The organism is Coleofasciculus sp. G3-WIS-01, assembly GCF_040223135.1.
Classification (GTDB): domain Bacteria; phylum Cyanobacteriota; class Cyanobacteriia; order Cyanobacteriales; family Coleofasciculaceae; genus Coleofasciculus.
On the sequence record NZ_JAVJZI010000093.1, the window covers coordinates 1 to 2712 of the forward strand.

Annotated in this window: 4 protein-coding genes and 2 pseudogenes; 2 read left to right on the forward strand and 4 right to left on the reverse strand. The window is 43.6% G+C overall.

The window, feature by feature from the left end; translation table 11 throughout:
* Nucleotides 1-198: pseudogene (locus RIM23_RS09905) on the forward strand (transposase); the annotation flags it as partial.
* A 221-nt stretch (nucleotides 199-419) separates the two neighbouring features.
* On the opposite strand, the gene RIM23_RS09910 reads toward RIM23_RS09905, so the two are convergent.
* A complete protein-coding gene (locus RIM23_RS09910) occupies nucleotides 420-1247 on the reverse strand; it encodes an EI24 domain-containing protein (RefSeq protein WP_446366616.1) in 828 nt (275 codons plus the stop codon).
* A gap of 36 nt (nucleotides 1248-1283) precedes the next feature.
* Between RIM23_RS09910 and RIM23_RS09915 the strand changes: the two genes are divergently transcribed.
* Nucleotides 1284-1667, forward strand: a complete 384-nt coding sequence (locus RIM23_RS09915; RefSeq protein WP_446366618.1) for a hypothetical protein — start codon at nucleotides 1284-1286, stop codon at nucleotides 1665-1667.
* Between the two features lie 76 nt (nucleotides 1668-1743).
* On the opposite strand, the gene RIM23_RS09920 is transcribed toward RIM23_RS09915, so the two are convergent.
* The 3 genes and pseudogenes from RIM23_RS09920 to RIM23_RS09930 form a co-directional block, all read right to left on the reverse strand.
* On the reverse strand, nucleotides 1744-1986 hold the full coding sequence (locus RIM23_RS09920) for a hypothetical protein (protein ID WP_446366620.1): 243 nt from the start codon (nucleotides 1984-1986) through the stop codon (nucleotides 1744-1746).
* Nucleotides 1987-2069: 83 nt separating this feature from the next.
* Complete coding sequence (locus tag RIM23_RS09925) at nucleotides 2070-2309, reverse strand: DUF4926 domain-containing protein (RefSeq protein WP_446366622.1); 240 nt, start codon at nucleotides 2307-2309, stop codon at nucleotides 2070-2072.
* A gap of 10 nt (nucleotides 2310-2319) precedes the next feature.
* Nucleotides 2320-2568: pseudogene (locus tag RIM23_RS09930) on the reverse strand (DUF6883 domain-containing protein); the annotation flags it as partial.
* Nucleotides 2569-2712: the final 144 nt, after the last annotated feature.

Below are 2712 nucleotides of genomic sequence, written 5' to 3' on the forward strand. Positions count from 1 at the left end.
CATCTATCACAAGATTTCAACGATAAAACTAAGCCGAATTCTCGGATAAATACACAATCAGCTTCGAGAAGAAAAGAGAGGAATATATCTTGTTTTTTACAAGGATTAATGAACATTATTGCCGATTTAATTTGTGGCAAAGGTATTTCCGTGAATGGTTTATATCCACGACAATCTTTTTCCCTAAATACGTCTTGAACTATACAATTCTTCTCTTCCTTGTCTACTTTCCTTCCTTGTCCTCCAAGTCTAGTCCCCACCCTAAAGTAAAAAACCTACACCTGTCAGCTTGCCCCCATCCCCCCTTGCCCCCCTTTGAAAGGGGGGTATAAAGGGGGTTAGAGAGAGAGGCTTTGAATTCTCCCCCTTCGGTGCCATAAGACCTCGTAAACGCAGCCGAGTCATAATTACGCTTTAGACTAATGATCGAACGTCAAAGACTGAGGTAACTTAGGTAATACGCGATCGCAAAAAAACAACGTCCCGGATGCGACACATAAAGGAATGGTAAAAAGATTCACCAAGGGTATCGTAATCAACACCATACAGACTAAGCTAAACCCGGCACTGGCAGGTAAACTTTTAAATACAATCCCTAACTTGTAGCGAAACCGTAAACGGCGACGTTCTAAGGGTGCGTCGAGAAAGTCCAGACAAGTTACGGTTGCGGTTAAGATAATCCCCCCGATTGCGGCGGCTAAGGTGCCAATCCCTGGGAGAATATTCAGCAGGAGTAATAAAACACCGACGCCGATTCCTAATACCAGTTTCTTCAACTCAAATAAAATCGCCCGCCCAATATCCTGGATAAATCCCACCTCTACGGTATGAATTTGACCCGTGCGGATTTCTTCTAACTGTTCCGAGAGTTGACCATACCACGGCGCACCCAGTAATACGCCAAACTGGACGAGCAAAAATCCAGTGATCAGCAGTAACCCAATCACCAAGATAAAATCCAGCAGCCAGTTGATCCCCGTCGCCAAGACGCCCAGGAAACTCAGCCATGGGGGAAGACTCGCGATCGCATTATTCAACCATTGCGATAAACTAAGCGTAATACTCTCAACCTGTTGCCAACCCAACACCAGTAATCCGGCATACAGGGCAATACCGATGAACACATTCACCAGAATAGGAGTAATCATGTACCCCCACAGACGTGGTGTGCGTCGGAAAACTGCCAACACGCGCAATGGGTAAGTTGCTCCCGTCACGAATCCAAATCCACTCAGTAGTCTTAACATCGTTGTTTGCCTAATTCTTCCCTATCGACGTTCAGAATGAAACCCAAATTTAAAACAACCCAAGCTTGGCAACAAGCGGGACTATTAATGCAACCCGCCTTAATCCGCATTGTTGATCATATTCGCAAGCAGCTTGAGGTGACCACCTGGAAAGCCACATACAAGGATGTGCAGACGCCGATACCCGGTCATGAGGTATGTTTAGAAAAACCTGATTATTCAACCTGTATTAACTTGTGGGAGTTATGCTTTAAAGTCTGTTTTCAGGAGTACGCCCCGGTTCATGCTGAAGTAGAAAGCCAAGAGGTTGAGATTGATACCAGCCTAATTGATGAAGACGGTGAAGTGGATTGGCATTCTCTGGATACTAAAGCGCAAAAGGTGATTGAGCAAGTATTTGCTGAGTTTGCCGCAGTGTGATAGCTTAGGCGGACTTCTTGATAGGACTATTGGTTGTCAATTGTCAAGTTGCTGCTGAATTGCATTAATTAAAACATTAAAAAGCGTTAATGTTACCATTTTCCTGTAACATAATATTCGGGTCAGTCACTCTGACAATATGAGGATGAGGTTCAGCGCCTAATTTCGCCAGCAATCTGCCCTCTTTAATAAATCGTTCCACAAACTTGGCATAATTGGGGTCAAGTTTCAGTGTCTCATCCGGGGTTTTAATCACCACATATTGATTCAGTTTAGTGTGTAAGGCTTTGTAGGTAATCCCAAACCCACCGCGTCCCAAGGTTGACTCAAAAGGACAAATGACTAATGACGATCTCCTCCTTTAACTTTCCTTGTGTCCACCTACTTAGGTTCATTTCAATTTTAGGCAACAGCTAGAAGCGGTTCATAGACAAGGAGCATCAACCTTTCACCGGGGACAGTTTCCATAGCATAGGTTTTGCCATGAGCATCAGCAAAATCAACAAGATAAGCTCGACCCTCAAAATCCATCAGGATAGTGCCGACTTGCCCAGGTATTAGTCGGATTGGCTGTTTAGTTTCTTTATGGATCGCCTGAATTTCTTCGGTTAAGGCAACAACATCATATTCCTTAAAATTCATGGTTGTATCCTCACTGATCTACAGGATAGGTATTTGTTAGTCTTGGAAACTCTTCACCTGTACGAATGATCCAACATCCAAGTACCAAAGAGCTGCCCACGTCCGTCGTTATCAGAAATTTTACGTCATACTGGGTTCCATACTCATCCGTTTTGTGAAGGGTTGCCTCATTATTGACAGCAGATTCTAATAGAGCCGTTTCTAATAACTCTTTGTTTTTTAGCGTAATCCCTAACCTGTTTCTAAACAGGATAGCTTTGTCTTTACCGCTTCTAAAAACCTAGACAAACCTACCCATAAGTAATTCTGCCTTGGTATAAGTCCACGGTGTAACTTTTGGTCGATAACCGTTAACGCAAAAACTTGGCTGATACCCGGCATTGTTGCTCGATATCAGCCTTAA

Excerpts from the sequence above, each read along its gene's own strand:
- RIM23_RS09925 (WP_446366622.1), bottom strand. The coding sequence starts at position 2,309 with ATGAATTTTAAGGAATATGATGTTGTTGCCTTAACCGAAGAAATTCAG.
- RIM23_RS09915 (WP_446366618.1), top strand. The coding sequence starts at position 1,284 with ATGAAACCCAAATTTAAAACAACCCAAGCTTGGCAACAAGCGGGACTA.
- RIM23_RS09910 (WP_446366616.1), bottom strand. The coding sequence starts at position 1,247 with ATGTTAAGACTACTGAGTGGATTTGGATTCGTGACGGGAGCAACTTAC.